General features: G+C 36.4%; 27 protein-coding genes. 18 read left to right on the forward strand and 9 right to left on the reverse strand.

All coding sequences use genetic code 11. From position 1 onward, the window contains the following. Positions 1-24: 24 nt before the first annotated feature. From AC0L5Q_RS14925 to AC0L5Q_RS14945, 5 genes are all read left to right on the forward strand, one after another. Positions 25-618 carry an RNA polymerase sigma factor gene (locus tag AC0L5Q_RS14925; protein WP_473610472.1) on the forward strand — a complete coding sequence of 198 codons (594 nt, stop codon included), beginning with the start codon at positions 25-27 and terminating at the stop codon, positions 616-618. Next, positions 615-1,352, forward strand: coding sequence for an energy transducer TonB (locus AC0L5Q_RS14930; protein WP_473610474.1), 738 nt, complete (start codon positions 615-617; stop codon positions 1,350-1,352). The genes AC0L5Q_RS14925 and AC0L5Q_RS14930 overlap by 4 nt, the downstream gene beginning before the upstream one ends. Positions 1,353-1,478: 126 nt before the next feature. Further along, a complete protein-coding gene (locus tag AC0L5Q_RS14935) occupies positions 1,479-2,201 on the forward strand; it encodes an SIMPL domain-containing protein (protein ID WP_473610478.1) in 723 nt (240 codons plus the stop codon). Positions 2,202-2,734: 533 nt separating this feature from the next. Next, positions 2,735-5,278: a glycoside hydrolase family 2 TIM barrel-domain containing protein gene (locus AC0L5Q_RS14940; RefSeq protein ID WP_473610481.1), complete on the forward strand. Its 2,544-nt coding sequence runs from the start codon at positions 2,735-2,737 to the stop codon at positions 5,276-5,278. After that, positions 5,268-6,890: a sulfatase family protein gene (locus AC0L5Q_RS14945; RefSeq protein WP_473610483.1), complete on the forward strand. Its 1,623-nt coding sequence runs from the start codon at positions 5,268-5,270 to the stop codon at positions 6,888-6,890. Before AC0L5Q_RS14940 ends, AC0L5Q_RS14945 begins: the two co-directional genes overlap by 11 nt. A gap of 162 nt (positions 6,891-7,052) precedes the next feature. On the opposite strand, the gene AC0L5Q_RS14950 is transcribed toward AC0L5Q_RS14945, so the two are convergent. The 4 genes from AC0L5Q_RS14950 to AC0L5Q_RS14965 form a co-directional block, all read right to left on the reverse strand. Next, positions 7,053-7,415: a hypothetical protein gene (locus AC0L5Q_RS14950; protein WP_473610487.1), complete on the reverse strand. Its 363-nt coding sequence runs from the start codon at positions 7,413-7,415 to the stop codon at positions 7,053-7,055. Further along, complete coding sequence (locus tag AC0L5Q_RS14955) at positions 7,340-8,200, reverse strand: lipase family protein (protein WP_473610490.1); 861 nt, start codon at positions 8,198-8,200, stop codon at positions 7,340-7,342. The genes AC0L5Q_RS14950 and AC0L5Q_RS14955 overlap by 76 nt, the downstream gene beginning before the upstream one ends. Further along, positions 8,197-8,850 (reverse strand): DUF6795 domain-containing protein, encoded by a 654-nt coding sequence (locus tag AC0L5Q_RS14960; protein WP_473610494.1) that lies wholly within the window; start codon positions 8,848-8,850, stop codon positions 8,197-8,199. The genes AC0L5Q_RS14955 and AC0L5Q_RS14960 overlap by 4 nt, the downstream gene beginning before the upstream one ends. Before the next feature lie 127 nt (positions 8,851-8,977). Further along, positions 8,978-9,472, reverse strand: coding sequence for a hypothetical protein (locus tag AC0L5Q_RS14965; protein ID WP_473610498.1), 495 nt, complete (start codon positions 9,470-9,472; stop codon positions 8,978-8,980). 181 nt (positions 9,473-9,653) lie between these two features. Between AC0L5Q_RS14965 and AC0L5Q_RS14970 the strand changes: the two genes are divergently transcribed. After that, on the forward strand, positions 9,654-10,247 hold the full coding sequence (locus AC0L5Q_RS14970) for a DUF1294 domain-containing protein (RefSeq protein WP_473610501.1): 594 nt from the start codon (positions 9,654-9,656) through the stop codon (positions 10,245-10,247). A gap of 361 nt (positions 10,248-10,608) precedes the next feature. Here the strand turns inward: AC0L5Q_RS14970 and AC0L5Q_RS14975 are convergent, their stop codons facing one another. Next, positions 10,609-10,953 carry a hypothetical protein gene (locus AC0L5Q_RS14975; protein ID WP_473610505.1) on the reverse strand — a complete coding sequence of 115 codons (345 nt, stop codon included), beginning with the start codon at positions 10,951-10,953 and terminating at the stop codon, positions 10,609-10,611. Positions 10,954-11,062: 109 nt separating this feature from the next. Between AC0L5Q_RS14975 and lexA the strand changes: the two genes are divergently transcribed. The 5 genes from lexA to AC0L5Q_RS15000 all read left to right on the forward strand — a co-directional run bounded on the left by lexA (position 11,063) and on the right by AC0L5Q_RS15000 (position 16,909). After that, on the forward strand, positions 11,063-11,677 hold the full coding sequence (lexA, locus tag AC0L5Q_RS14980) for a transcriptional repressor LexA (RefSeq protein WP_473610509.1): 615 nt from the start codon (positions 11,063-11,065) through the stop codon (positions 11,675-11,677). Between the two features lie 549 nt (positions 11,678-12,226). Beyond that, on the forward strand, positions 12,227-13,783 hold the full coding sequence (gene coxB, locus AC0L5Q_RS14985; RefSeq protein ID WP_473610512.1) for a cytochrome c oxidase subunit II: 1,557 nt from the start codon (positions 12,227-12,229) through the stop codon (positions 13,781-13,783). A 78-nt stretch (positions 13,784-13,861) separates the two neighbouring features. Further along, positions 13,862-15,397 (forward strand): cytochrome c oxidase subunit I, encoded by a 1,536-nt coding sequence (gene ctaD, locus AC0L5Q_RS14990; RefSeq protein WP_473618316.1) that lies wholly within the window; start codon positions 13,862-13,864, stop codon positions 15,395-15,397. Positions 15,398-15,432: 35 nt separating this feature from the next. Next, entirely contained in the window at positions 15,433-15,984 is a 552-nt protein-coding gene (locus AC0L5Q_RS14995) for a cytochrome c oxidase assembly protein (protein ID WP_473610516.1), read from the forward strand. A gap of 40 nt (positions 15,985-16,024) precedes the next feature. Next, the gene (locus AC0L5Q_RS15000) at positions 16,025-16,909 is read left to right on the forward strand and encodes a cytochrome c oxidase subunit 3 (protein WP_473610519.1); all 885 of its coding nucleotides are present in this window, start codon (positions 16,025-16,027) and stop codon (positions 16,907-16,909) included. A gap of 52 nt (positions 16,910-16,961) precedes the next feature. On the opposite strand, the gene AC0L5Q_RS15005 is transcribed toward AC0L5Q_RS15000, so the two are convergent. After that, the gene (locus AC0L5Q_RS15005; protein WP_473610523.1) at positions 16,962-17,234 is read right to left on the reverse strand and encodes a DUF2909 domain-containing protein; all 273 of its coding nucleotides are present in this window, start codon (positions 17,232-17,234) and stop codon (positions 16,962-16,964) included. Here AC0L5Q_RS15005 and AC0L5Q_RS15010 point away from each other — a divergent pair. The 5 genes from AC0L5Q_RS15010 to AC0L5Q_RS15030 are packed head-to-tail and all read left to right on the forward strand — an operon-like array spanning position 17,212 to position 21,211. After that, positions 17,212-17,985: an SURF1 family protein gene (locus tag AC0L5Q_RS15010; protein ID WP_473610526.1), complete on the forward strand. Its 774-nt coding sequence runs from the start codon at positions 17,212-17,214 to the stop codon at positions 17,983-17,985. The genes AC0L5Q_RS15005 and AC0L5Q_RS15010 overlap by 23 nt on opposite strands. Beyond that, complete coding sequence (locus AC0L5Q_RS15015; RefSeq protein WP_473610529.1) at positions 17,982-18,542, forward strand: hypothetical protein; 561 nt, start codon at positions 17,982-17,984, stop codon at positions 18,540-18,542. Before AC0L5Q_RS15010 ends, AC0L5Q_RS15015 begins: the two co-directional genes overlap by 4 nt. 55 nt (positions 18,543-18,597) lie before the next feature. After that, positions 18,598-19,602: a COX15/CtaA family protein gene (locus tag AC0L5Q_RS15020; RefSeq protein ID WP_473610533.1), complete on the forward strand. Its 1,005-nt coding sequence runs from the start codon at positions 18,598-18,600 to the stop codon at positions 19,600-19,602. Between the two features lie 8 nt (positions 19,603-19,610). Beyond that, complete coding sequence (gene cyoE, locus AC0L5Q_RS15025) at positions 19,611-20,519, forward strand: heme o synthase (RefSeq protein ID WP_473610536.1); 909 nt, start codon at positions 19,611-19,613, stop codon at positions 20,517-20,519. 44 nt (positions 20,520-20,563) lie between these two features. Beyond that, the gene (locus AC0L5Q_RS15030) at positions 20,564-21,211 is read left to right on the forward strand and encodes an SCO family protein (RefSeq protein ID WP_473610540.1); all 648 of its coding nucleotides are present in this window, start codon (positions 20,564-20,566) and stop codon (positions 21,209-21,211) included. A 20-nt stretch (positions 21,212-21,231) separates the two neighbouring features. Here AC0L5Q_RS15030 and AC0L5Q_RS15035 read toward each other — a convergent pair whose 3' ends face one another. After that, the gene (locus AC0L5Q_RS15035) at positions 21,232-22,329 is read right to left on the reverse strand and encodes a polysaccharide deacetylase family protein (RefSeq protein WP_473610544.1); all 1,098 of its coding nucleotides are present in this window, start codon (positions 22,327-22,329) and stop codon (positions 21,232-21,234) included. Between the two features lie 133 nt (positions 22,330-22,462). Between AC0L5Q_RS15035 and AC0L5Q_RS15040 the strand changes: the two genes are divergently transcribed. Beyond that, a complete protein-coding gene (locus AC0L5Q_RS15040; protein ID WP_473610548.1) occupies positions 22,463-22,885 on the forward strand; it encodes a GNAT family N-acetyltransferase in 423 nt (140 codons plus the stop codon). A gap of 11 nt (positions 22,886-22,896) precedes the next feature. Here AC0L5Q_RS15040 and AC0L5Q_RS15045 read toward each other — a convergent pair whose 3' ends face one another. Then, the gene (locus AC0L5Q_RS15045) at positions 22,897-23,133 is read right to left on the reverse strand and encodes a hypothetical protein (protein WP_473610552.1); all 237 of its coding nucleotides are present in this window, start codon (positions 23,131-23,133) and stop codon (positions 22,897-22,899) included. Positions 23,134-23,157: 24 nt separating this feature from the next. Beyond that, complete coding sequence (nfuA, locus tag AC0L5Q_RS15050) at positions 23,158-23,736, reverse strand: Fe-S biogenesis protein NfuA (protein WP_473610555.1); 579 nt, start codon at positions 23,734-23,736, stop codon at positions 23,158-23,160. Between the two features lie 326 nt (positions 23,737-24,062). On the opposite strand from nfuA, the gene AC0L5Q_RS15055 reads away from it, so the two are divergent. Next, positions 24,063-26,627 (forward strand): M14 family zinc carboxypeptidase, encoded by a 2,565-nt coding sequence (locus AC0L5Q_RS15055; protein WP_473610559.1) that lies wholly within the window; start codon positions 24,063-24,065, stop codon positions 26,625-26,627. Positions 26,628-26,647: the final 20 nt, after the last annotated feature.

Genomic DNA, 26,647 nt, shown 5'->3' on the forward strand with positions numbered 1-26,647 from the left:
ATTGTTGACTTGCTAGGGAATCATTTGAATTTACCTTCAAAAATTAGAGGCTGGTTTAATTCTACACAAACCAGCCTAACAAATGTAGATATGAGCGCTAGCCCTGAAAAGGTGATGGCGAAATATATTACGACGGGTAAAAAACAGTACTTAAGCTTATTAGTAGCGGAGTTTAATCTTGCTCTGTATCACTATTTATTAAGCCAGTCAGACAAAGCGACTGCAGAAGATGTCGTACAAATAACTTGGCTTAAAGTCATGAAAACGCAAAGCTCGGTTACCCCAACTCACGTTAAAAGTTGGTTGTTTACCATAGCGAGAAACACCTTAATTGACGAACTACGTAAACAAAATCGATGGCAACATATAGAATTTGAAGACCAAATAGCCACTGAAAACAACCCTGAGCAACAACTTGAAAATCAAGATAAATTAGCACAATTTAATCACGCCTTAGCAACACTTCCTTTTTTACAAAGAGAAGCGTTTATATTGCAACAAGAAGGTTTTTCGTTATTACAAATAAGTGACTTAACGAGCGAGTCGCAAGAAACCATAAAAAGCCGATTACGATATGCACGTAATCATTTAAAAAATAAAATAGGAACCACATCATGAGTACCGAAAAGGGTAGCGATAAGTTTGATAAAGATATCGACGCTCTTTATTTACAGCGAAAAAATAACATTCAAGCACCTGATATAACTTTTGAAGGAGCTGTGGCAGACAATTCACCTAAAAAAAGGTATCGAATGAAAGAGGTTGTTTCGATATTAATGTTAGGAGGTGTTGCTTCGTTTGGAATTTTTGCTGTAATTAATCATTTAGCACAGCTTCCCGAAAATACACAACAGCCACCAAACGAATCAATAACACTTGTTGAAGTTATTGACATAGATAAATTTGATAAAGCCAATCAGCCTATTAATTTAACGCCGCCGAAAGAGCAAAAAAAGGTACGACAAACGCTAGCCGAGCAGCCAACAAGAAACTTTGAAATTAATACCGGCATTCAAGTTAAACCTAAACCTGCCAAGGCAATAAGCATAAACAGCCTTAATGTTGAAGCAATAGCCTTAGTGCCAAATAAATTACAGCCTCATCGCGTGCACCCTACATTTAAGGTGATGCCTGACTTAAGCCGACATAGTGCATCACGTCAGTCAGGAAGAGTTAAACTTACGTATACTTTGTCTGATGAGGGCACGGTAGAAAACATAGCTGTGGTAGAAAGTAACGTGAACCGAGATCTAGAAAGATCAGCTCAAGAAGCGTTATCACAATGGCGCTATGCTCCTAAATCTTCTTTAGGTAAAGCATTACAGGTAGAGTTTCAGTTTAATCGAAAATAATTGAAGGAAAAAGATGAACAAAGCCTGAATGAAATGTACAAATTGATACAATTGTTAAATGAATTCTAGGTTATAAAATAAGTCATAATTTATAAGATATTTAAGCATTAATAAAAAGGAAACACTATGCGATATTTACTGCGAAACACCATCATGCTTTTAGGTTGTATGAGCTTTTTTACTATGGCAGCTTCATTACCCAATGTGCCACATTTTTACGTACAAGGTACGGGGAAAATTACCGTAGTGCCAGATACGGCAAAAATATCCTTTGCAATTACTACGCGTGATAAAGACCTGATCAAAGCCAAAAAAGAAGCCGACACTTTATCAGCTAAAGTGATCAAAATAGCGAAAGATTATCGCCTTGATAAAAAAGACATTTCAGCGTCTGAGTTATATATTCAACGTGAAACTCAATACGACAACATAACACGTAAACAAGTATTTATAGGCCACAAAGTCACTCGTTCAGTTCAGCTATATCTTAAAGATTTAGAACGTTATTCACACCTAGTACAAAGCTTAGTGAATGCCGGTGTTACCGAAATGCATGGCGTACAACTTATTGCTTCTAATATGGAAGCGCTTAATAAAAAAGCCTCGCTACTGGCTATTGCTGATGCTAAACAGTCAGCAAAAGATCTAGCAAAAGGTTTTGAAGTAAACTTAGGGCAATTATATCGCGCATCAAAAGAGCCTATTCAAGGCGAAGCACCGTATTCAAGTAGGGGGATGATGGAAATGGCGAGCTTTAAATCGGCTCCAGCTAATGTTGTAGATGACGCATTCGAGGCCGGTTCGATTGATGTGGTTCAACATATCTATGCTGTTTATTTGATTGATTAGGTCATTCAAACCGTTTTTAGATTTAAAAAATCTATTTCATTAATTGAATGAAAAAGTGAGACATTTTGTCACATTTCAAATAGATCATAAGTAGATAACATAGCGTTAACTTTTTATTTCTCGTTAACTTGGTGTTGTTTACTTATAAATCAATCATTTAAACTCTTGTCGCTGTCTCTTATCCTTGTTCCATTATCTTTCTCTACATTGGCTTATGTTTCACCTAGTTATTGCTGATACCAATAAAACCAGTCAAATTGAGCGATTGACTGTTACGTCAAACCGTAAATAAATGTTAGATACAGACTTAGATCAAGAAACGGTGATAAAGCGCAATTTAATAATAAGTTGTAATTTATTTGTATTTTTTGGCGTTAATAACATTTATTCGTTTCGCTTTAAATTGCATAGGAAGTTAGGCTGTTATATGACTAAGTATTTTCTTTGTGTTTATATTTGATGTGTTTATTTAATATATAAAATATCATACAATCAATGAATCATTGAACTGTATTTTATATTAAAGAGATAACATGTATAGCCAAATAGTTTCATCTTTATTCAAACATATTAGACGCAAATTTCAATCATATAGTATTGTTATTATTTATTTTTTAACTTTTCTATTCTCTATTTCATTGTCTGCTGGAGAATTAATTGGTGTTAAAGAAAGCTTTAACTATGGTTGGATGTTTTCAAAAGGTACACAAGCGGGGGCGCAATCTCCCGCATTCGACGATAGTCATTGGCAAGCCGTTACTTTACCGCACGATTGGTCAATAGAAGGACCTTTTGATAAAAAATATAACGCAAGGAATGGCGGTTTACCTGTTTTTGGTGACGGTTGGTATCGTAAGAAATTTACCTTACCTAAAAGTGCGCAAGGTAAATATGTATCGGTAACATTTGATGCCGCAATGGATCATTCAAAAGTGTATATTAACGGACACTTATTGGGCGAACGCCCCTACGGATATATTGCTTTTGAGTACGATTTAACTCCGTATTTGTACTATGGGGAGAAACAAAATGTTATTTCAGTTAGCTTGTCGCCTAAAAATTTATCGGCTCGTTGGTATGCTGGCTCAGGCTTATATAGAAATACTTGGCTTGAAATTAACGATGCAATTCATGTGGCCAAATGGGGTACAAGTGTTACCACACCTAAGGTTTCAAAAGCTCAAGCCACCGTTAATTTAGACACAACCATTAATAACTTATCTGCTGAATCTACATCGGCAAAAATTACACAAACTATTCGTAATGCTAAAGGCAATATAGTTGCAACAAGTAGTAGTGAAGTTAATCAGTTATCAGCAAATAGCCAAAAACAGGTTAATCATCAGTTTACTATTAAAAATCCTATCTTATGGGATATTGAAAACCCACATTTATATCAAATAGAAACACAAATAGTGCGTAAAAATAAAGTGGTGGATCAATATTTTACACCACTAGGTATTCGTCATATTGAATACAAGGCGGATGACGGATTCTGGTTAAATGGTCGTAGAGTACAAATACAAGGTGTTTGCCTACATCACGACAATGGACCATTAGGCGCCATAGCTAATAAACGCGCGATTGAGCGTAAATTGCAAATAATGAAAGATATGGGGGCTAACTCTGTACGCACATCTCATAATCCACCATCGCCAGAGTTGGTACAACTGGCGGATGAAATGGGTATTTTATTACAAGTTGAAGCGTTTGATGTATGGAAAATAGAAAAGAAAACCGTGGTTAACGGCTACCAAAATCATTTTGATGAGTGGCACGAGCGTGACTTAAGCGACATGATTATTCAAAATCGTAATAGTCCATCTGTTATTATGTGGAGTATCGGTAACGAAATTATTGAACAATCAGACAAAAATGGTGGCAAGGTTGCTAAAAAGTTAACAGATATTGCGAAAAAAACAGACCCAAGCCGATTAGTTGCAGCAGGTTTTAATAATCCTACCGGTGCGATTAATAATGGTTTAGCAGACGCTGTTGAAATTGTTGGTTTAAATTACAAACCATTAAGCTATGAAAAACGACATAAAGACCACCCTACATGGCCACTCGTTGCGAGTGAAACCTCATCAATTACTAGCACACGTGGCATGTATCATTTTCCTATTGATAAATACAAAACACACCCATCACGTTATGTGACCAGTTACGACATTATTGGTCCGGTTTGGGCATATCCTCCTGATATTGAATTTGAATATTTAGCTAAAACACCTGCTGTTATGGGCGAATATATTTGGACTGGATTTGATTACTTAGGTGAGCCAACGCCATATGGTGGGCGTGATCACAGTGAAGACGGTTACTGGAATGGCGATTGGCCAGTAAGAAGCTCTTCTTTTGGTGCAGTAGATCTTGTTGGTTTTCCTAAAGATAGATTCTTTTTATACCAAAGCCAATGGACGAAAAAGCCGATGGTGCATGTATTACCTCATTGGAATTGGGAAAATAAAATAGGTGAAACTATTCCTGTATTTGCTTACACCAATGCCGAACAAGTTGAGTTGTTTGTTAACGGAAAATCAATGGGTGTAAAAACCAAAGGAGTTGATAAAGCTGAAATTCCTATCGACTTTTTACGTTGGAAAAAAGAAGAACGTAAAAATTATAAAACGCCTTACCGTTTACGTTGGGATGTTAAATATCAACCCGGTGAATTAAAAGTAGTGGCTTATACAAAAGGGAAAAAAGTTGCGGAAAAAATTATCAAAACAGCATCAAATCCAGCCATTGTTGAACTCGTGCCTGATCGCACTGAAATTACTGCCGATGGCGAAGATTTATCTTACGTTAGCGTACTGATCAAAGATAAAAACGGAAACATAGTACCAACAGCAGACAACCTTGTACGCTTTTTTGTGGAAGGTGCCGGCGTAATAGCCGCAGTAGGTAACGGCGATTCGGCAACGATAGCACCTTTTAAAGCAGATTATCGAAGAGCTTTTAATGGTAAAGCTATGTTAATTATTCGCAGTAAAAAAGGCGAGCGAGGGGCTATTAAAATATCAGCATATTCAGAACAACTGGAAAGCAACGAGGTTGTTCTTCATGCTAAATAAATTCGTGGGAACTAAACACATATTGAAAAGAGAGAGTACAGTGAAAATTATTCCTATTATATTGACTGCTGCTTTTACGTTGGTGGGGTGCTCAGAGCCAAGTAATACAAACGCTGCTAATGCTGAAAAAACGTCAGAGTTAAGTAAAGTGCCAAGTAAATCAACAAAACCGAATATTTTGTTTATATTTGCTGACGATCAATCGCCTAAAACAATAGGTGCGTATGGTAACACCGAAATACAAACCCCTAACTTAGATAAACTCGCGCAAAAAGGCGTTAACTTTACTAATGCTCATAATATGGGGGCTTGGAATGGTGCGGTATGTCAAGCATCGCGTACCATGCTAAATTCAGGTCGTTCAGTATGGCAAGCCCATAAAATGGACAAAGAGTTTAACCAAGGTAAAGGGATAGATAAAACATGGGCAAAACTGCTTGAAGCACAAGGTTATAATACCTACATGACCGGCAAGTGGCATGTTGCAGCAAAGGCAGACAAAGTTTTTAATACCAGCACTCATGTTAGACCAGGCATGCCAAAAGACCACTGGGACCATTATAAAATGGTGCAACTGTTTAGAGATTTTTATGCTGGAAAAACCCAATATAAATCTGTAGAAGAATTTATGCCGGTTGGATATAACCGACCATTAGGGCCTGAGGATAACTCATGGTCACCTACCGATACAACGCAAGGTGGTTTTTATCAAGGTGGTAAGCACTGGAGCGAAGTACTAAAAGATGATGCAGTAGCTTTTATTGAGCAAGCGGCCACTAAACCTGATCCATTCTTTATGTATATAGCTTTTAATGCGCCTCATGATCCAAGGCAAGCTCCGCAAGCGTATCAAGACAAATACACAGCAGCAGAGTTATCACTACCTAAAAGCTGGCAAGCCAATTACCCAGAAAAAGACCTAATAGGTAATGGGCCAAGCTTACGTGATGCTGCTTTAGCGCCATTTCCTAGAACGGAATATGCAACTCGTGCACACCTAAAAGAATACTACGCACTAATTACACATTTAGACACACAAGTTGGCGAGATAATGGCGGCTCTTAAAGCCAGTGGAAAAATGGATAATACTTATATTATTTATACCGCCGACCATGGTTTAGCGGTAGGCGAACATGGCTTATTTGGTAAGCAAAATATGTATGACGAAAGTATCAGAGCACCTTTTATTATTTGGGGGCCAGGTATTGAAGGTGGACAAAAAGTTGATGCCAATATTTACCTACAAGACGCAATGGCAACGAGTTTAGAACTCGCAGGAGTTGAAAAACCAGACTATGTATTTTTCAATTCAATTATTGATTTAGCTAAAGGACAAACTACAAAAAGTCATTACGACGCTATTTATGGCGCATACGTAAAAAGTCAAAGAATGATCAAAAAAGACGGATTCAAACTGATTGTTTATCCTGATGCTAATAAAGTTAAGTTATTTGACTTGAAGGCAGATCCTGACGAAATGCAAGATCTTGCTAATAACAATATGTACTTATCAAAAGTTAAAGACCTGTTTTCAGAATTGTTGAGATTACAAAACAGTTTTGAAGATCAAGTCGATTTAACGCAAATGTATAAGCAATACGTAAAATTTTAATTGTTACCTCTAAAAACAACCCTTACTAAGTTGTTGATATGTAATATTAATTGTGTTTTTTGTGTAAATAATTTTTTAGAAATAAAAAATCCGATGGGCTAAGGCTCATCGGATTTTTTCACATTAATAGTTAAAGGTAGTAATTACCCATGTAGTGTATCTTTAAAATACACGGTCAATAGCTTGTTTTGCTGCGGTGTATAAGGTTTTTATCATTAAACCTAATACCCAACGAATAAACTTAGCACTCATTTCAGTAACCGCTTGGGTTCTTTTTCCTACAAACACTAACATGTGTCCTAAAACTCCTCTTAACTCTTCGGCAACTTCAGGTGACTTAGCTATAGATTCATGTAAACAACGTGCGAGAATGTCGTAAAACGACAAGCCAACACCTAGAGCTGCTTGTCCAGCAATAACCCCATATTGGCCTGTTGTTTTTAATAGTGTTAATAATGCATCAGTAATAATTTGCTGCCAACGCTGTGAAAATGAAGTGTTGTAACGTTGTTCGTATTTAAGCACTGTATGATTATGATGTAAGGTTTTAAATGAGCCCCCATGCTAGTGTAATCTTTATAAGCTTTTACTGTATTAACATAACCCGGTGTTGATTTTGTCATAGAATGAGCTCCAAGACTAAAAGACGCACCACTATTCATTGCTGTTTGATATTCGCCTACCGTATGAGTAAAGGGCCAAACAGGTACACTGGGTACGGGATCTGCCCCATGAGTTACACGGTAATGCTCAATATTCATCGCTGCTCTGTGAACTGAGTTACTAAGTACTACGCGTGGGGAACCAAAGGTATAGAGCTTTGTTTTAATGCCCGATTCACTTGCCCAAATAGCCGTTAATTCAGCAATAGCACCACCTAAACTATGCCCAACAACGTGCAAGCAACGGGGTTTGTGTTGAGTTATATATTGATTAAATGCAGGGCGCATACTACTGAATGCTTTATGAAACCCAGCATGTACGGCTAAATTTTTAGGTCCAAGGGTAACTCCTACGTTTAAGTTAGTTAACCAGTCAGCAGGGGCGGAAAATTTAGTCCCGCGAACACCAATAATATGGTGTTTTTTAAATTGTGATGAGGTGCCTTCTGCGGTTAACGCAAACCCTGTACTACGATTTAATAGTTGGTTAACTAAGCCACCACTTATGCCTTGTATTTGATTATTAGTGATTTTGAAATTATTTTCAAAATCATTGTGAAAAACCTCGTTATAGCTTGTCGATTTTCTGATGTCATAGACTCTATCAGCAACGCTCGCTGCAGTGCTGGGTGATATTACTCCATTCATAATTTAACTGCCTTCCCTGTGCCTTGTTCTGTTAGTTTATTAAAATTACCATCATGGATGCGGTATTTTGTTTCATTATCAATATGTAACCAAGTTGGTATATAATCCTCATCCCAACGGCAAATGCTAGAGGCTGTATGGTTAAGGTGCTCATTCTTATTATTTTTGAACTGAAAACTCACGCGTTTATTGCTTAATTCGCAATTTAAAAAAGTGAGCTTTTTAGTAAATTCTGGTACTTCTTTATAATCCCGAGGAGTTGCTATCCAAAGGGGAATGGGAGCTCCGTCACGATCAATAGTAATTTGTTGCGATACCCTATCTTCTGAAAAAGGTTTACTCGGAATGGAAGAGCGAATATTTTTTTGTGGAAAATAAAAATGCCCTTTATTATCCGTAATAGCCGTGTCTATATGATCTTTGCCATCGATATACATTAACGAACGTTTAATCTCAATACTAGCAACAGGCTCACCATTTTCGGTGACTATGCCATTGACTTCAGAACATAAAAATACGTCTTGTTTTTTAAACCAACCAAACATATCAACTCCTTGACTTATAATAGGAAAAGCAAGCATACATGGAATAAGTAATAACAAGATAAAACGAGGGCGAGAAAGAGAAGTGCGTTTTCTGCGTTTATTCATTTGCTATCCTTGCTGAATATTTGCCGATATCTTATCCAAGAGATCCAAAGAAGTAAATATGGCTTACTTTATTTTACCTGACGTAGCTTTATAACAAAGACACTAATTTCACTATAGATTTGGCGTCTTATCTATAACCTGCCGCTTGTTTAACAAAGCTAAAATGGGTTAACACTTCTTCAAGTTCTAATTTTATTTGAGCGCGTGCTTTTTTAGTATCGTTTTGGGTATTTGAAACAATCGCCATGGTAGTTGGGTGCACTAATAAGTCTTTAGCGTAATAACAAATAGGTGAGTCAACTTCGGGTAGTTTACCGTCAGAATGATAATCGCGCTCAATGTCATCAAGCGAGATGGTGAGCATTTCATCAGAGGCAGATAAAACCGCAGATAAGTAGTTTTTACATGCACTTTCTTTATTCATAAATTCAGGTAACAGTTGCTTAGAAAGCTCAACAAGTTCAATGCTTTTTTCGGCTAATGTTTTAAATGAAGCACTTGCTATATTTACTTCAATTGTTTCTGCAAGCTGTTCGTATTGCTCCCAGTTATTTGTTTTAGTTGCGTTTGCACTTAAGGTAAATAACGCTGTGGATAAAGCAACAATTAATAAGGTCTTCATTTTACTTCCTGTAAAGTATTTAGTGATTTTTAAACATAAGCTTAAATAACAGGGGTAAACTATATCGTAATTGTACTTTTATATAAACGAATACCATCTTGAGAAATACTCATATCACCTCATAAAAAGGGTAATATTATTTATTTTTAACAAAGCTTTAAATTACTAACAGGAAGTGAAAATGCGCTTAAAAGGAAAGTTAATAAAATGGAATAACGACAAAGCGTTTGGCTTCATTGCACCTAATGGTGGTGGAGAACACGTTTTTATTCACAAAACTGCTTTTTCAAATCGTCAGCGTGATCCTCAAATAAACGATGTTATTACTTTTTCAATAAGTAAAGATAAGCAAGGCCGCTATTGCGCAGACGAAGCAACATATGCAGGTGAAAAGTTAAAGAAAAAACAAGCTAAAAGTATTAGTAAGTTTTCTATCTATTTATCGGTTATTTTTTTAGCAAGCATAGCATTAGCTTTAATGATGGGATATTTACCTGAAAATATTGTATTTATATATTTAGGTATGAGCTTTGTTACCTTTTTTGCGTATGCGCTTGATAAGTCTAAAGCAAAACGAGGGGCGTGGCGTACTCCAGAAAGCACCTTACACATTTTAGCTTTAGTTGGTGGCTGGCCAGGTGCTGCAATTGCACAACAAATGCTTAGGCATAAATCTCAAAAAAGAGACTTTAGAATTGTTTTTTGGTTAACGGTTATTATTAATTGCTGCGCGTTAGTATGGTTGGTGTCGTTTAATGGCAAACTTATTTTTTAACACTACACTAAGGTATAACTGCTAGTATTTAGCTTTTATACCCGTTACCAATCAAGATGCGTATTTCAGAGCACTTGAGCGATATCAATTCAAGGCAATGCTTTGCAATAATGGTCGTTCCCTTATAAAAAGCATTAACGAAGAAGTGATTTTGCTCAAGTGCTTCTTCGATGGGTCTAAAAACAATTTATGCTTCGTTATTAACTTTAGTAAGGGAATAACCATGACGTAAACTTAATGCCTTGCATACATGGATGTATGTACTTAGATTTTGTTTGGAACGTAAAATCTGTGCCTAAATTGTTTTTAGTTCCCACTGAAACCTGCATCTTGAATGGTAACGGGTATATACACCATCGAGCTAGCTAATCTTCCACGCTTTAAATATCGACTCGGTTACTCCCAAGCTTACCAGAGCGCCAGAATGTAGGGTTTCAATTTCTTGTAATACCATAGTAATAAACTTATCTGGCGAGGCTATATTATTTTCGTGACAATAACGTGTGATGGCAGGTTCAATTTTACTACCCTGAATTCTGCTACGAATGATTTGTGCAATCACTTCTTTTCGTTCGGCTCTGTACTGAATTCGGTAGCTGTCTATCTCTCCTAACGAGTCTTTAACTACATCATATTGCTCGCACGACTTTATATACGCCCATTGAAAAAGCTCTAACGCGGGAAGAACATCATTCATTCTTTTCATAAAAGTTACACAAACCCCAACAAAACCAACAGGGTTGCGTTTATTTACAGGCTGTATATACTAACAGTTATCACTGTTGAAAAACACAGGTTATAACCTAAGGAATATAATGCGCCCATTAACTCCCAGACAAGAACAAATATTTGATCTGATTAAAGAAAAAATATCTGAAACGGGTATGCCACCTACACGTGCTGAAATAGCTGACTTTTTTGGTTTTAAGTCGGCTAATGCTGCTGAAGAACACCTTAAAGCGTTAGCTAAAAAAGGTTATATAGATATGCTACCGGGCACTTCTCGTGGTATTCGACTTACTGAACAATTTGTAGAGCAAGATGGCTTGCCTTTAATTGGCAGGGTTGCTGCTGGTGAGCCAATTCTTGCGCAAGAGCATGTTGAAGAGCATTACAAAATTGATGGCACTATGTTTAAACCGTGCGCCGACTATTTACTCCGTGTAAATGGTGAGAGTATGAAAGATATTGGTATTCTTGATGGCGATTTACTCGCTGTGCATCAAACCACTGATGTAAAAAACGGACAGGTAATTGTAGCAAGAGTCGAAGATGATGTTACGGTTAAGCGTTTTAAGCGTGAAGGTAATGTTGTGTATTTACATGCTGAAAACGAAGAATTTTCACCTATTGTTGTTGATTTAACAACGCAACAATTTAATGTTGAAGGTATTGCTGTTGGTGTTATTCGTGCCGCTGATTGGATGTAATATTTATTTGTGTTTGTTACACCAAACTACTTAATACCATGAACACACAGAGTTTACTTTTTAAGCGTTTTTAATTTAAAGTAAATTCTGTTTTATCTCCTTTTAGTCCTATTTTTAACTTTAGTTCCTCGTTTTAATACTTCAATTCTCTCAATTCAGGTGATTGCTCACTCTTTGATCAAAAAATAATCACTTTGCTTTTCTTGAAATAAAATTATTAATTGTCTTAAATAATAGGGCTGTTTAAAAATAAAACAATCTTTAGCCTCATTACCTATAAGGCTTTCAGCATCTTAGAGTTGTTACTCTATTGTATTTGTTAATATTTATTAATGTAATAACTCTAATTTAAAATTTGACCTAGATTAATATTTGAGTAATTCTAGAATGGAAAGTATACAAAATGATATTGAGTTGAAGTTTGATACTTAACACTCGTAGAGCGAATAATAATAAATATAGAATAGCGAAAACGTTCAAAGTATGACTGTTCATTGAACAGGTTTTGCCTTTTTTGCGTTAACAGAGGAGTGAGGGAGATGTCGAGTTATGAGACGTAACCTATGTTGGCTGAGCTTGGGAAGTTTATTTTCGAGCTCAGTATTAGCAGATATGCAGTTAAATTTAACCAAGGGTGTAACTGAGGTAAGTAGAGATGTTTATGATCTACATATGTTGGTTATGTATATTTGTACTGTTATTGGTATCTTTGTTTTTGGTGCCATGTTCTGGTCAATGGTCTTTCACCGAAAATCTAAAGGCGCAAAGGCCGCATCTTTCCATGAAAGCACTAAAGTAGAAATACTTTGGACCGCTATTCCAATCGTAATTCTAATTGCCATGGCTATTCCAGCCACTAAAACGTTAATTGAAATGGAGAATAATGACGATTCAGACGTTACCATTCAAGTGACTGCGTCTCAGTGGAAGTGGCATTATAAATATTTTGATCAAAACATTGAATTTTATTCTGTTTTATCAACTCCACGCGATCAATACGAAAATCAATCAGGTACTTCAGCAGCTAAAGGCGAGAATTATTTACTTGAGGTAGATAAGCATCTTGTTATTCCTGCTAATAAAAAAGTACGTTTTTTAATTACGTCTGACGATGTTATTCATGCTTGGTGGGTGCCAGCGTTTGCTGTGAAGCAAGATGCTAACCCCGGTTTTATCAACGAAGCTTGGACAAATGTTGATAAGCCAGGTATTTATCGAGGCCAATGTGCAGAACTTTGTGGTAAAGATCATGGGTTTATGCCGATTGTGGTTGAGGTGAAATCTGAAGAAGATTATGCCAAATGGCTTGATGAGCAACATGAGTTACTTGCACAAGCTGCTGAAGCTGAAAAAGCCTCGTTAAATGCCTCTGTTCCTATGGAAGAGTTGATGACGTTAGGTGAAACAACTTATGTCGCTTATTGTGCTGCGTGTCATCAAGTGGCTGGTACAGGTCTTCCTCCTGCATTCCCTGCACTTAAAGGTAGTCCTGTTGCTACAGGTGATATAGCGACTCATATTTCAACGGTTTTTAATGGTAAAGCGGGTACTGGAATGCAAGGTTACGGCAAGCAGCTTTCGTTAAAACAAATTGCTGCTGTGGTTACTTATGAGCGTAATGCTTGGGGTAACAATACGGGTGATGCTGTGCAAGCGGCTGATGTTCAAGAGGCGGTTGGCGGTTCTACTGATAACGCAAAAGAAGCGGTTGCTGTAGTTGAAGACAAAGTTGCTGAAATAGCAGCGGTTGTTGAAGAAGCGGCTCCTGCAGAAGACCTATCAAAAGAATATTCCAAAGACGATTTGATGAAAATGGGCCAAGAAGTTTATACAGCTTCATGTGCTGCTTGTCATCAACCCACGGGGTCTGGTATTCCTCCGGCATTTCCTGCCCTTAAAGGTAGTGCTATTGCCCTTGGCGACGTAGCGGTTCATATCGATATGGTTGTTAATGGTAGTAAGAAAAACCCAGCGATGGCCGCGTTCGGTAGTCAATTAACTAAAACTCAAATTGCTGCAGTGGTCACTTATGAGCGTAATGCTTGGGGTAACGACACCGGTGATTTAGTGCAACCCGCAGCAGTTGATGCTGCCAGTGCGAAGTAGGAGGTAGACATGACAACAGAAAATATAACAACAGAACAGTCTGATCACGATTCGCACGACGAGCATCACGATCATAAAATGACGGGGATAAAACGTTGGTTGTATACCACTAACCATAAAGACATAGGAACGCTGTACTTATGGTTCTCGTTTATTATGTTACTTACGGGCGGTGCGTTAGCTATGGTAATTCGAGCTGAGTTATTTCAGCCCGGGTTGCAAATTGTTGAGCCTGACTTTTTCAATCAGTTAACGACGGTACATGGTTTAATTATGGTGTTTGGCGCCATTATGCCGGCCTTTACTGGTTTTGCTAACTGGATGCTACCTATGATGATCGGTGCTCCAGATATGGCTTTACCTCGTATGAATAACTGGAGCTTCTGGATATTACCTTTTGCTTTCGCTATTTTATTGAGTTCGTTTTTTATGGAATCAGGTGCGCCAAACTTTGGTTGGACTTTCTACGCTCCATTATCAACAACGTATTCAAATGGTAGTACAGCATTCTTTGTTTTTGCTGTTCATATTATGGGTATTTCATCCATCATGGGGGCAATCAATATTGTTGTAACCATAATGAATTTACGTGCTCCGGGTATGACTTACATGAAAATGCCATTATTTGTTTGGACATTTTTCATCACAGCTTATTTATTAATAGCGGTAATGCCGGTGCTTGCCGGTGTGGTAACCATGCTCTTAACCGATACTTACTTTGGCACCAGCTTCTTTGATGCTGCAGGTGGTGGTGACCCCGTAATGTTCCAACATATATTTTGGTTCTTCGGTCACCCTGAAGTTTATATTATGATCCTGCCAGCGTTTGGTATTGTATCTACTATCATTCCTGCATTTTCACGTAAAAAGCTGTTTGGTTATGCGTCAATGGTGTATGCAACCTCGTCTATCGCATTACTCTCTTTTATCGTGTGGGCTCATCATATGTTTACAACAGGTATGCCGTTATTTGGCGAACTGTTCTTTATGTATTGTACTATGCTGATCGCAGTTCCAACGGGTGTAAAAGTATTTAACTGGGTAGCAACTATGTGGCGCGGTTCATTAACTTTTGAAACGCCTATGTTGTTTTCGCTGGCTTTTGTTATTTTATTTACGATTGGTGGGTTTTCAGGGTTAATGTTAGCTATGACTCCTGTTGATTTTCAATATCACGATACCTATTTTGTTGTTGCGCATTTCCATTATGTATTGGTTACTGGTTCGTTATTCTCTATTTATGCAGGGGCTTATTATTGGTTACCTAAATGGACTGGGCATATGTATAGCGAGTCGTTATCTAAATGGCATTTTTGGTGCTCTCTTATCTCTGTAAATTTACTATTCTTCCCAATGCATTTCTTAGGTTTAGCGGGTATGCCACGTCGTATACCTGACTATGCTTTACAATTTGCTGATTTTAACAAGTGGGTAAGTATTGGCGGGTTCGCCTTTGGTTTATCGCAATTAATATTCTTAGCTGTTGTTATTAAGTGTATTAGAGGCGGAGCAAAAGCCGAGGCTAAACCGTGGGATGGAGCAGAAGGACTAGAATGGACTGTGGCTAGCCCAGCGCCATACCACACGTTTTCAACACCACCAAAAATTGATTAGTGATTGTTTGAATAGTAATTGATAAAGGTATTAATGTGACTGTAGAGCAAACTGAACAAAGTAAAAATAACAAGAAAGTATTATCTAAATTAATGCTTATTGTTTTTGGTATGTTTGGTTTTGGTTTTGCGTTGGTACCTTTATATGATGTTTTTTGTGACATTACAGGACTAAACGGTAAAACCAATGAGTCGGCAGCAACTACGTATACCGATGGTATTGATACAAGCCGCACTGTTAATGTGCAATTTATTAGTAGAACCGCTCAAGGTATTCCTTGGAAGTTTGAGCCGGTTCAACGAGAAATTACTGTTCATCCTGGTGAAACGAAATTTGTAAAATTTTACGCTAAAAATGAGTCTAATCGAGATATTATCGGGCAAGCTGTTCCTTCTGTATCACCGGGGTTGGCTGCGGCATACTTTCAAAAAATTGAATGTTTTTGTTTTACCCAGCAACCGTTAAAAGGTAATGAAGAAGTAGAAATGGGATTACAATTTTATGTGGATCCTGAATTACCTAAAGATATCTCAACGCTTACCTTGTCTTATACTTTGTACGATGTAACAGGCAAAGTTGACTCATAAAAAGAATATTGCGTTTTACGCATAAATGAGGGGAAATTTAATGACTAACAAAGAATATGAAAGTTATTACGTACCATCGCAAAGTCATTGGCCAATAGTAGGTGCTGTTGCGTTATTTTTGATCGCTATTGGTGCTGGTAATTACGTATCAACACTTAATACGGCGGAAGGTGGAATAGGTGGTTATCTGTTACTTGCTGGCATCTGTTTAGTTATTTACATGCTGTATGGCTGGTTTAGTAACGTGATAAATGAATCTATGGCGGGTAAATATAGCCATCAAATGGATAATTCGTTTAGGCAGGGCATGAGCTGGTTTATTTTTTCAGAAGTTATGTTTTTTGCAGCTTTTTTTGGTGCCTTGTTTTATGCACGCACATTGTCGGTGCCATGGTTAGGCGGTGCAGGTAATAATGAAATGACAGGCGCTGTGTTATGGCCTGAATTTACTGCTGCATGGCCATTACTTAAAACGCCTGATGGAACTGAAACGACTCAAATGGGTTGGTATGGTTTGCCATTAATTAATACTATATTGTTATTAACATCGTCTATAACAGCTCATTTTGCTCATTCTGCATTAGAAAAAAATAATAGAAAGGGTTTGAAAATTTGGTTGGGTTTAACCATTTTGTTAGGTGTAACTTTCTTGTTTTTTCAAGTACAAGAATATGCTCATGGCTATTCTGAAGAAATGAAACTGTACATGACCAGTGGTATTTATGGTTCAACGTTTTATTTACTAACGGGCTTCCATGGTATGCATGTAACCCTTGGTACTATTATGTTGATTGTGGTGTTTTTGAGAGTATTAAAAGGGCACTTTACATCAACTAACGCGTTCGCCTTTGAAGCGGCTAGCTGGTATTGGCATTTTGTTGATGTAGTTTGGGTAATGCTATTTGTGTTTGTATATATTTTATAAACAATTTTTATTTTAAAAACAAAGTACTTACTTGTTTCAAGTAGGTACTTTTTTAGTAAGGTGCAGGGTTAGGGGTAATAAGGCCAGTCATAATGCCTACCAGCATTAGAATAACAATAAATGCTGAAATCATAACTCTACGACCTATAAATTTAGACATTGAAGGCTGGTTAGGATCGTTTTTATTCATAATAAACAAAGCTCTAAAAAGGTTGTACACCATAAAAATTAAACAACCAACGAGTATTATTTTAATGATCAATGGTAAGTCTCCTGATCTTTTGCTGTAAGGAAGTAGTTGTTTGAAACATGTACTATCAAACATTCGTTTACCTTGGTTAATCTTTACCCTACTGGTTTTTTCTGCATTAGTAAAATTAGGGTTTTGGCAAAGTGCTAGAGCTGTCGAAAAAGAAAAACGCCTTCACAATATTACTCAACTGAGCAAAACTACCGCGATGTCTTTGTCAGAAATACAAAAGTTTCCGATAACTGATATTAATGATTTTCCTATTAAGCTTAAAGGTGAATTTGAAAAAGACGCGTTGTTTCTGTTAGACAACCAAACCAACAATGGTCAATTGGGTTATCGTGTTTATCAAATATTTAATGCGAATAATCAATCATTATTAGTGAATTTAGGTTGGATTGTAGGTTCAATCAATAGGAATGAATTACCTAATGTTAAAGCTATTACTGGTTCTTTTGAATTGAATGGGCATATACGTTTGATTGAAAAAGGGATACTGTTGATGGAGCAGCAATTTAATAACGTGTCGTGGCCGTTAAGAATACAACAAGTTGAAATTGATAAATTGTCGGTTGTTGCCCAAAAAACACTTTTACCTTTTGTTGTTTATGTTAATGAAGATGAAAGCTTAGGATATAAAAAAAATTGGCAGCCTATTGTTATGCCACCAGAGAAACATAGAGCTTATGCTTTTCAGTGGTTTAGTTTAGCCATAGTATGGTTAATATTGATGTTTTGGGCTTCAATTAAATTTAATAAAGCTGATAAAACCGATAGTAATAAAACAAAGAGTGAAAATAATAATACTAAGGATTTAGATGTATGAGTGAAACGCAAAAATCAAAATCTCGTCGTAATTTATTGATGGTATTAGGGGCGTTTGTGCTACCCATTGTTTTAGCCAAGCTCGCATTAACTCAAAATTGGCTAGATTATGGGGTTACTAATAAAGGGACGTTAGTTGAAAGTGAGTTAACCTTAAAAGATATAGGCATCAATAACTCTGAACTTGATAATAAATGGCTGATTTTATATGTGTTACCTGATCGTTGTAATGAGCAATGCGAACAAACACTACTGAGTGTAAACAATACTTTTATTGCTTTAGGGCGAGAAATGCCAAAAGTGAGAAACGTAGCCCTTTATAAAGCGCCTTTATTAGAAAAACAGTTAAGCCACTTAGAACCTTCAAAATGGTCAGTTATCCCATCGCCAAGTAATCCACATTCTCTTATTCAGCAACAAAAAGTTTTAATTGTAGATCCTCTCGGCAATATTATTTTAGAGCACCAACCCCCAGAATTATTTGAACAACAAACACTGTTTGGAAAAAACATTCTGGCAGACATGAAAAAGTTATTAAAGTATTCAAAAATTGGTTAAACATTAAAGTGGTTAAATAAGAATTTAGTTAATTATTAAGAAGTGGATAACAGTGATGAGTCGTAACATTAAAAATATAAGAAAATTAGTGTTGGTTAGTATTTTATTAGCGATTGTAGTTGTTAGTTTAGGTGCGTACACACGATTGACTCATGCAGGATTAGGTTGCCCAGATTGGCCAGGGTGCTATGGCTTTCATGATGTACCTCATACGAGTGAAGAAATTTTAAAAGCTCAAACGGCTTTCCCAGATAGAATCGTTGAGCCAGAAAAAGCGTGGAACGAAATGATCCACCGATATTTTGCTGGTACTTTAGGATTACTGATACTCGTTATTACTTTTTTATCGATTAAAAATAGGGAGGTTGGTACACCTGTTTTTCTGCCCATATTGATACTCGGAGTTGTTATTTTTCAGGCCGCATTAGGTATGTGGACGGTTACAATGAAATTAATGCCTATTGTTGTAATGGGGCATTTACTTGGTGGATTAACGACTTTAAGTTTATTATTTCTCTTATATTTAAGACTTAAACGCTTTCATGTACGAGAAGGTAATACTAGTTTAAGAAAATTTGCAAAATTTGGCTTTATTGGCATTGTTATATTAACAGGACAAATTGCGCTAGGCGGTTGGACATCTTCTAATTATGCGGCACTTGTTTGTACAGAGTTACCTATTTGTCAAGCAGGATGGGAGCAGGAGTTGACGTTTGAAGACTCATTTGATCTTATTCCTCCAGAGCGTGACACCTATGAATTTGGTCATTTAAATCATGCTTCTCGGCTCACTATTCATGTTATGCATCGCTTTGGTGCTATCGTAACCGCTGTATATTTATTATGGCTTGCCTTTACTGTTATGCGCAGGGCTTCTTCACAATTTTTTCAGCAGGCATCTTTAGGACTTATTACAGTTTTATTTTGTCAAATAGGCTTAGGTGTTAGTAACGTGTGGTTTTCATTACCACTTGGAGTAGCTGTTGCCCATAATGTTGTAGCAGCATGTTTAATGCTAACCTTGATCCTTCTCACGTTTGGCTTACAGCGCAAAATATAGGAGTTAATATGAACACAGCAACGTCCGACTTAGGTGCTAAACTTTCCCATGCTACATGGCGTGATTATTATGATATTACTAAACCAAAAGTTGTCGCCTTACTTGTTTTAACTGCCTTAGTAGGTATGAGCTTGTCTGTGCCGGGTACCATTCCGTGGCAATTATTACTCCCATCTATGTTAGGTATTGGTTTGCTCTCTTCAGCCGCCGCGGCCATTAACCACATTGTTGATGAAAAAATAGATAGTGAAATGGGGCGAACTTATAACAGGCCGTTACCCAATGGGCGTTTAACCTCAAAAAATGCCATTATTTTTGCTGTAAGTATGGCAGTCATCGGTTTTGTTGTTTTATATGGTTTGGTTAACCCGTTAACGGCTTGGCTTACTTTGTCGGGATTAGTTGGTTATAGCTTTGTTTATACTATGTACTTAAAGCGAGCGACTCCGCAAAACATTACAATTGGTGGCTTAGCCGGAGCAATACCACCCTTGCTAGGTTGGACAGCCATGACTAATGAAATACATCCTCATGCCTTATTATTGGTTTTACTCGTTTTTACTTGGACACCACCACATTTTTGGGCATTAGCTATCCATCGTAAAGATGAATACGCTAAAGTAAATATTCCTATGATGCCAGTTACTCATGGTGTAAGTTTTACCAAAACTCAAATATTACTTTATACCGTTTTGCTGTTTATAGTGGGCTTATTGCCTTATTTGGTTGGTATGTGTAATTGGTTGTATTTGATAGGCGCCGTAACGTTAAATTTAATTTTCTTTATGTACGCATGGAAACTTAAGTTTAATGCCGATGAAAATACCGCTATGGATACTTTTAAATTTTCTATCATACATTTAATGTTACTTTTTATTATTTTATTAGTAGATCATTACATGTTACCTATATCATAACCTTGATAATTTACTTAAAAAACATGACGAGAACTCGATAAGTTATGAATAAAATTTTATATGTTGTGGTTGCAGTTGCGGCTTTAATTACTGGTGTTTTATTATTTTCCCAGTTCAACCAACAAGCTAAGCCTGAACATGCTTTGTTTTATGAACAAGCAAGAGAAATAAAACCGTTTATTATGACAGATCACAACGGAAATGATTTTTCTAATGATAACTTTAAGGGCAAGTGGTCGTGGGTGTTTTTTGGATATACTTCTTGTCCTGATGTTTGTCCAACCACATTACAAGAGCTAAATTTTGTTTACGATGATATGAAAAACATAGCTAAAAATACGCAAGTTATTTTAGTTTCTGTAGATCCTAAACGCGACACAACAGAAAAACTAGCCGGTTATATAAAGTATTTTAATAAAGAATTTATTGCGCTGAATAGTGGGCATGAAGTGCTATTTCCATTCGCTCGTAACTTAGGGCTTATGTATGCCATGAATGATGGCGAGCGAGCAGAAAACAACATGTACACAGTAGATCATAGTGCGTCTATTGTATTAATTAACCCCAACGGAAATATTGCTGCAATTTTTCAGCCTCATCAAGTGCTAGGAAGGTTACCAACAGTTGAAGGTGATGACTTAGTAAGTGACTTCGCTAAAATAGTTAACCTGAGTGGTTTTAACGTTAATTAATTTATTCCCATCTTGCATAATTACAACGGATACCACGAACCATCGGTATTTAAAATAAACCAAGGTTGTGAAAACCAATAGTACCTTTCGGGGTTATTAATACTTGGGGCCGTACAATTACTACGTACTCGGCCGATAGGTAATGGCCCTGAAAATTCAATACTAAAACGTTCTTGGTTTAGCCATTTTATTTTTTGTTTTCCTAACCCTGATACATAGCAATTTAAAGATTTTGGATAAAAGTCTTTAGTTTGTACATCAAAGTTCACACTACTTATGGTGTTGTAACGTGCAATTGTTTTTGTTTCGCTTATTTTATTGTTAATAGTCTCATTAATAACCGATATGTTAAGGGGTAATGAATATAACTTATCTTTTAAGGTATCTAATTGATCGTAAGGTTGAGATGCCGGAAAGCGTGGAATAATAGTTAAGTCGGTATGTAAACCAACAGCACCTGATTGCTGAGTAAAAGCAGTAAACTTATTTTCTCTCAGCCATGTTTGTAGCTCTAGCGTATATTCACCGTAAGGGTAAGCGAATAATCGCCATGTTTGGCCTGTGTGTTTTTCGATGAGTTTTTCAGCTAGTAGTAAATCTTGCGTTTGTTGTTCAAACCATTCTTTATGAGTTTTATTTTCTGGTTTTCTTGCAAACGAATCATGGATTAAACCGTGGTTGGCTATAGTTACTTGTTTGTTTGGAAGCTTTGTTAATGAGGTTATTTGCTGCCAAGACAAATTATGGTTAGAGGTTTCATTAATGAGTTTAGGGTTGATAAAAATAGTGTAAGGGAAGTTAAACTTATCAAGCAGGGGTTTAGCTTGCGATACAATATCGCTGTATGCATCGTCAAAGGTAATAGCAACGGTTTTATCTGGTAGAGCTTGTTTGTTTTTAAGTGCATCAACTAAGCTAGGTAAAGAGATCACATTAAACTGATGATCGGTTAAGTATTGTAAATGACGTTCAAATTGTTCTGGTGAAATAGAGGTGCTTTTAGGTGTTGTATCACTAACGTGGTGATATTGTAAAATTACCGCAGCTTCACATGTTATAAGCAATGAAAATAATACTGAAGATATAAAAACAACGAATGTAGGTACTTTTGTGAACATGATTATCTCAGCTGGTAAATAAGAGGAAATACCTTTAAATTATATTACATATGAGTGGGACTTTTATATAAATAAACGTTACAGTTTATTTTCTTAGTATGTCAAATCTACATAATCTAATTAAGGAATGAAAATGGAAGTAAAGCTAGCTGATAGTCATTCAGATTTATATGGCATTGCGGTTGTTTTACAACAGTTACGTACTCAATTTCCCGTTGCCTATATTAAAACGCAAATTACTGAACAGATGAAAGAAGGTTACCAAATAGCCTACATTGAAGAAGATAACGAAGTAGTTTGTGTAGCAGGGTTTAGATTTGGACAAAAACTCGCTTGGGGTAAGCACATTTACGTTGATGATCTTATTACCAACGAACATACACGCTCTAAATCTGCAGGGGCTACTATTGTTAAGTGGCTTAAAGAACATGCTAAAGCGAATGGTTGTCAGCAATTACATATAGATTCAGGTGTGCAGCGTTATATGGCGCATAAGTTTTATTTACGTGAAGGCTTTATTATTGCGAGTCATCATTTTTCTATGAGTCCGCTATAAAGGAGTTATTACTATTTTTTTCTTTGAAAAATATTAAGCAGTCTATTGGCAAACATTCCTATGTATCCATAAGCGGCTAATAATATGGCAGGTACTAAAAAGCACAGTCCTAGTATTTGCCAGTAATAATGAAAGTAGTAACCAACAAAAATAAATAATGCGCCAATAGCAAAAAGGCCAAGCCCACGCATAAAAAATGACAAACTACGTTGTGGGTGTTGGCCTAATTTTTCTAATAGCTTGTTCAATGATATTGACAAGTTAATTAATGGTTAATAGTAAGAATGATCACCACGTTCGTGTTCGGTCATATCTTTAACACCTTTAATCTCACCAGCCATCATCTCGATTAACTGTTTTTCAATGCCGTCTTTTACCGTTACATCAATTTGGCTACAGCCATTACAACCACCACCAAACTGTAATACCGCATAACCGTCTTCGGTAATTTCCATTAACGTACATTCACCGCCGTGGCCCGCTAATTGAGGATTAACCTCTGCTTTTAAAAAGTAATCAACACGCTCAAATAATGGAGCGTCATCACTTACTTTACGTAATTTTGCATTGGGTGCTTTTAATGTAAGCTGAGATCCCATTTGGTCGGTAGTAAAATCTATTTCGGCATCTTCTAGGAAAAGTTTGCTATCGCCGTCTACATAAGCAGAAAATTTTTCAAAGGGTATTTCAATATCTTCAGGTTCGATAGCATCAGCAGGACAATAAGACACACCACATTCAGCACTAGCAGTTCCAGGATTTACAACAAATACACGAATACTTGTGCCTTCAGCTTGTTGTGATAATAGCTTAACAAAATGCTCTTGAGCGGTTTCAGAAATATTGATCATAACAGTGTTCTACTCTCTACATATACGTTAACAAAAAAGGTAAAAATACCCGAGTAAATTACTCAAGTATGTATATTTTACTCTTCAAAGGTGATTGGTGCTAGTGGTAGATTAAAATAAAAGCTCTAATTTAGTTTTTAGTTCTAGTTTCAAGGCTAATAGTTTGGTATTTTTATATAAACCCGTTACCAATCAAGATGCGTATTTCAGAGTACTTGAGTGATATTAATTCAAGGCAATGCTTTGTAATACTCAACTCTATAAAATTTGCGTTGAATAGAAACAACTTTATACACCTTCTATAAATACCACTTTAGGATAATTAGATGTCTTTTTTTCGAACCATTATATTAATGTTCACCCTCTTTTTTGTTTATTTTTCTCAAGCGGCATCAGTTACAACTTATCTTCCTGAAAATCATACATACAATAAAATAGTTCCTACCCCTAAAAGTATTATAGGCTTTGGTTTAGGTGACAGACATGTGCGTTACGACCAACTGTTAAACTATTTTGAAGCGTTAGATGATAGCTCTAAACGTTTAAAAATAACCTCTATGGGGCAAACGCATCAGCTAAGAAATCAAATACTGGTCACTATTTCAAGCGAAAAAAATATTGAGAACCTCAGTAGTATTTTAAATTCACGTGATAATTTATCGAGTAAAAATAACGATGAACCTCTCGTTATTTGGCTAGGTTATAGTGTACACGGTGATGAATTAAGCGGCGCTAATGCAGCAATGGTGGTAGCTTATTATTTAGCTGCAAGTGAAGATAAAAAAGTAAAGGCATGGCTAGATAATACCGTTATTGTACTAGAGCCGAGCATAAATCCAGATGGAATGGATCGTTTTGCCAGTTGGGTAAGCGATAATAGAGGAACAGCTCCTAATGCTGATCCTAATCATATTGAACACCACCAAGATTGGAGAACAGGGCGATCAAATCATTTTGGTTTTGATTTAAATCGTGACTGGTTACCACTTTCGCAAATTGAAACAAAAAATAGAATGGCATACTTTCAACGTTATCAGCCACATGTTGTTGGCGATTTTCATGAGATGGTGTCAGACAACAGTTATTTTTTTCAGCCAGGCGTTGCTACTCGTAACAATCCTTTAACGCCTAAAAACAATATTAAATTAACGCACTTACTCGCTACGTACCACGCCAAAGCTTTAGATAAAGAAAATCGTTTATATTTTAGTGAAGAAAATTTTGACGATTTTTATTACGGCAAGGGCTCTACTTACCCAGATATTAACGGTAGCGTAGGTGTTTTGTTTGAGCAAGCTACTAGCCGAGGTATGCAAACCGATACCATTAATGGTTTGTTAACGTTTGAATATGGCATAAAAAACCATGTATTAACTTCTTTATCGACAATAGAAGGGGCATGGAGTAATAAAGAACAATTTATTGAGCATAGAAAAACATTTTACAAAAATGCTAAAAAGCAGGCGAAAAAAGAAAATTTTAGCGGATATATCATTACAGAGAAAAATGATCATTACCGTTTAAATGCGTTTTTAGACAAACTGAAACAGCACAAAATAGAAGTCTACGGCTTAACGGAAAATTTTAAATTTAAGTCGAAAGAGTTTAGCCCATCATATAGTTATTACATTCCACTAGAGCAGCCAAAATATAAAGTAATTAAAGCGTTATTCGATACACCCAAAGAGTTTAAAGATAACACTTTTTATGATGTTTCTGGTTGGACATTACCTTTAGCAATGAATATTGAATATCATCAAGTTGATAGCACTTGGGGGTTAGAGTTAAGTAAAAATGCTTGGGATTTTAAAACAGAAGAACATCCTATCACTCAAACTGAAAACGACTATAATGCTTACGCTTATGCCTTTGAATGGCATGACTTTTTAGCGCCAAAGCTATTAAATCAATTACAGCAAAACAATATTAAAACCAAAGTTACTACGAAAAACTTCACGATTAAAGTTGCAGGAAAAGAGCGAGAGTTTAAAGCCGGCACAATTATTATCCCAACTAATATTCAAACACAAAATTATTGGCAAAAGCAGACGATAAACATAGCTCAAGAAAACAATATTGAGCTTGTTGCTTTATCGTCTGGTTATACAAGCCAAGGTGTAGATTTTGGTAGTCCGTCTTTAAAAATAATTCCCCCTGTTAAAGTGTTAATGATAGGAGGCAAAGGTGTTTCTGAATGGGAAGCCGCAGAAGTTAAATTTTATTTAGATGATACGCAGCATATACCACTTACAGTCGTTGAAAAAGATCGTTTAGGTGTTATCGATTTTAATACTTACACACATATTGTAATGGTAGATGGTAACTATCAATCACTAAACCCAAGTGTGGTTATTAAATTAGAAAGTTGGTTGAAGCTAGGCGGTGTTGTATTTGCCCAAAAACATGCCGCTAAGTGGTTGGCTGAAAAAGACATATTACGAGCCTCTTTTGTGAGTAATAATCAACTTCGTCAGTTATTTGATAGCTCTAATTTAAGTTATGAAGATAAAAGTGATTTGGCTGCTAGGCAGCGCATCGCTGGGGCAATTTATGAAACACAACTTGATATAACACATCCATTAGCCTTTGGTTTTTCTAAAAAAACATTACCTGTATTTAGAAATAATACTTTAATCATGGAACCACTTCATTACCCTTTTACTAACGTGGGGACATACTCGGTAGAGCCTTTATTAAGTGGGTATACCGACAAAAACTTAATTAAACGAATTGCTAATACCTCATCATTAGTTGCGCATAATGTGGGTAAAGGTCGTGTTATTGCTACCACTGACAATTTAGCTTTTAGAGGTTATTGGTACGGTAGTGTAAAAATACTAGCAAACAGTATATTCTTTGGAAAAGTTTTTAACGCTCCGGCAACACGATAAATGTTATCTTGTAAATAAAA

This window comes from Pseudocolwellia sp. G5-9, from assembly GCF_055808995.1.